The sequence below is a fragment of the Psychroserpens sp. S379A genome, assembly GCF_049800755.1.
Lineage (GTDB): Bacteria > Bacteroidota > Bacteroidia > Flavobacteriales > Flavobacteriaceae > Psychroserpens.
Genome location: NZ_JBNAFQ010000015.1, coordinates 1 through 2797 on the forward strand (window position 1 = coordinate 1; position 2797 = coordinate 2797).

Below are 2797 nucleotides of genomic sequence, written 5' to 3' on the forward strand. Positions count from 1 at the left end.
GAATTCAGCAAGTTTGCGGATTTGATTACTCAAACGCAAAATGCTACAAAGCGTTTTAAAAAACACTTTTCGCGATCAATCGTAAAAGCAAAACTAAAGTTTAGCTTTTCTCCTATTCTATTTCTGAAAACTTTACGGCAAAGTAAAACGTGCTTACTCAAACGTGTCGTAGCATTAGGTAACAACGTGTATAATTCATTGTTCGGTTCGTGTGTACTCGGAAAATTCCTGCGGAATTTTCCTCTGGTTCGGTTTATTTTTGCTAACTTAGTCCTAGCCAACACAACGTAATCATACACAATCACGTTGTGTACAATTTATGAAACAACCGAATCTTCATTGAATAAATTAAATAAAATATTAGGAGTATACTTTTTACTTATTTTACAATCCTGTTATTTTGGAATTGGCATAGTCGAAAAAGAAATTACGGATGATTACTATTTGTTGGCCAATAATTCGCTTGACGAAATGAGTATTTGGTTTCAAGCTGAGAAGTATTCTAATCGATTAATTGTCCCTGAAACAGTTTTTGCCGTAGGAGAAAATGGAGATTTTATTATAGCTAAAAGTCATCCAAAAAATCTTGAAGGTGGAATTAATAAAGGCGTGACATATTATCACATTATAGTAGTGGACAAAAAGAGTACTGAACAAAGTCCTAATTTGACTTTGGAACAGTTTGAGAGAAAAAGGAAACAACTGAATATTCCGAATAGTTTGGATTTCGATATTGTTTACGAAGAATTAAAATAAATTTATGCCAATATATCCGCCCAGAAATACAGCAACAAAGAAAAGACAAATTCTTAACTACAAAATTTTTGAATTTCTTACGTTAAATGAGTCCGAGACAACAGCTGAAAAATTAAATAATAAAGCCGAAGAAGTTAGAATTGCAATGCTAAATCTTATTAAGGCAAAGATTAAATTGACTAATGTTTATAAAAAAGATGATGAAAATGAAGTCTCTATTCAATTATGGGAGAAATTAAGTAATGATAAAATAAATTGGGAAACCTATACATTCAAGGAAATAAAGGATTTCTGCGATAAAAACAGAAAAGTATAATTGATATAAACTGTACACAACAACGTGTATAATTCATTGCTTCTGATTTTCCTCGCGGAAAATCAGAAGCAATGAATTAACGTAGGTGTTTTTTTACTAAATTAGTCGCTGAAACACGCAACGTAATCATACACAAAACCGTTGTGGGTAATTTGAGAGCAACATTCCTACTGATTCCCAACTACAATTGAAAAATTATAAGAATATGAAAAAAATTATATTGATTTTAATTACAACTATTACCTTTTCTTGTAATAGTCAAACTAAAGAGCAGAAAGTAGAAAGTGAGAGAAATGAATTAAAGAGCCAAGTAGAAAAAACCAAATCGAACAATAATTCTGATATCCAAAAAACAGTTAACAAAAATACTTTAGGAAAAATAACTCAAGAATATGTTGGAAACGAAAAAAAAGTTGTCATTAAACAAGTTAAGTTAACTGACGAAACTTTTTATTGGGAAGTGGTTATTAATAAAAAATTATTCCTTGCTATTTTAAAAACAGCAGATTATAAAAATGAAACATATTCGAATTTGGAATTGTTTGAATTAAAAGGTTCCAGTTTAATCGGGAATTATATTAAATATTATTTACATGAAAAAAATAATTAAAATATCATCCATTTTTTTAGTATTTGTTCTAACAAATAATTTAAATGCACAAGAGAAGATTACTAAAGAAAGTGTACAAGAGTTCACAAATAAAGTGTTTAAAGAATATCAAACTGCTGTAGCAGTTGAGATGAAAATAGCAAATGAAAAGGTTTTTATAAGAGTTCAAACAAAAGATGGTGAAAAAAAAGAGAATTTTCTATTAGTAACGTCAAAATATAATTTTCACAATCAGAACTTTGAGAAAGTTGAAATCATCAAAATGAATTTTTTAAGTGTTTTAGGTAATTACATAAAGAAGTATTACAATGATAAGCGAAAATTAGAATCCGAAAAAAATTGAATTATTCAAAAACTACCCACAACAACGTGTAAGCGCAATAACGGCTGAATTTCCTCGTCGGAAATTCAACTCGTTTTGCTATCTTTAGTGCGTCAGCGGAAAGTACTCGCGCACTTTCCCGTTACTGACGCTTACACAAAACCGTTGTGTGCAATTTGGCTACGTTACCAAGATTTGGTATATTTGATTAAAATTAGAGTCTAAATGGGAAAAAACACATCAATATCACTCGGAAATCATTTTGAGGATTTTATCAGAGAAGAAGTAAATTCTGGAAGATATGGTTCAGTTAGCGAAGTAATTCGTTCTGCTTTACGTTTGTTAGAACGTGAAGAAAAAAAAGAAAGAGAACTGATTAAAGCTCTCGAAGTTGGGGAAAACAGTGGATTTGTTGAAAATTTTGACCCAAAACAACATCTGAAAGAATTACATAGTAAACACTTATGAGTAAAAACAAATATCGCATAAGCCAACAAGCGATTGAGGATTTAGATAAAATTTGGATTTATACTCTTAACAAGTGGTCTAAAGAACAAGCAGATAGATATTACGATTTAATAATAGCGGAAATTGAATTTATTGCGGACAACTATCTGATTGGAAAATCCGCAGAACAAACTCGAAAAAACTATCGAGTAACGAAAATCAAATCTCATCTGATTTTTTACAGAAAAGTAGATAATGAGATTGTGGAAATCGTTAGAGTTTTGCATCAGAGAATGAACATTAAAAAAAGGCTGAAATAAAAAAACTGCACACAACAACGTGTATA

General features: G+C 30.2%; 6 protein-coding genes. All 6 read left to right on the forward strand.

Annotated features, from left to right (window positions below; genetic code table 11):
* Positions 1-339 precede the first annotated feature (339 nt).
* The 6 genes from ACP15M_RS14495 (at position 340) to ACP15M_RS14520 (ending at position 2771) form a co-directional block, all read left to right on the forward strand.
* The gene (locus tag ACP15M_RS14495) at positions 340-756 is read left to right on the forward strand and encodes a hypothetical protein (RefSeq protein WP_425077918.1); all 417 of its coding nucleotides are present in this window, start codon (positions 340-342) and stop codon (positions 754-756) included.
* Positions 757-760: 4 nt separating this feature from the next.
* Positions 761-1072 carry a hypothetical protein gene (locus tag ACP15M_RS14500; RefSeq protein ID WP_425077919.1) on the forward strand — a complete coding sequence of 104 codons (312 nt, stop codon included), beginning with the start codon at positions 761-763 and terminating at the stop codon, positions 1070-1072.
* 205 nt (positions 1073-1277) lie between these two features.
* Positions 1278-1682: a hypothetical protein gene (locus tag ACP15M_RS14505; protein ID WP_425077920.1), complete on the forward strand. Its 405-nt coding sequence runs from the start codon at positions 1278-1280 to the stop codon at positions 1680-1682.
* Positions 1666-2025: a hypothetical protein gene (locus ACP15M_RS14510; RefSeq protein ID WP_425077921.1), complete on the forward strand. Its 360-nt coding sequence runs from the start codon at positions 1666-1668 to the stop codon at positions 2023-2025. Before ACP15M_RS14505 ends, ACP15M_RS14510 begins: the two co-directional genes overlap by 17 nt.
* Positions 2026-2229: 204 nt before the next feature.
* The gene (locus ACP15M_RS14515; RefSeq protein ID WP_425077875.1) at positions 2230-2472 is read left to right on the forward strand and encodes a type II toxin-antitoxin system ParD family antitoxin; all 243 of its coding nucleotides are present in this window, start codon (positions 2230-2232) and stop codon (positions 2470-2472) included.
* Positions 2469-2771, forward strand: coding sequence for a type II toxin-antitoxin system RelE/ParE family toxin (locus tag ACP15M_RS14520; RefSeq protein WP_425077874.1), 303 nt, complete (start codon positions 2469-2471; stop codon positions 2769-2771). The genes ACP15M_RS14515 and ACP15M_RS14520 overlap by 4 nt, the downstream gene beginning before the upstream one ends.
* Positions 2772-2797 lie beyond the last annotated feature (26 nt).

Bases quoted from the DNA above. Each gene is read 5' to 3' on its own strand.
- ACP15M_RS14500 (WP_425077919.1), top strand. From the start codon at position 761: ATGCCAATATATCCGCCCAGAAATACAGCAACAAAGAAAAGACAAATT.
- ACP15M_RS14505 (WP_425077920.1), top strand. From the start codon at position 1,278: ATGAAAAAAATTATATTGATTTTAATTACAACTATTACCTTTTCTTGT.
- ACP15M_RS14510 (WP_425077921.1), top strand. From the start codon at position 1,666: ATGAAAAAAATAATTAAAATATCATCCATTTTTTTAGTATTTGTTCTA.
- ACP15M_RS14515 (WP_425077875.1), top strand. From the start codon at position 2,230: ATGGGAAAAAACACATCAATATCACTCGGAAATCATTTTGAGGATTTT.
- ACP15M_RS14520 (WP_425077874.1), top strand. From the start codon at position 2,469: ATGAGTAAAAACAAATATCGCATAAGCCAACAAGCGATTGAGGATTTA.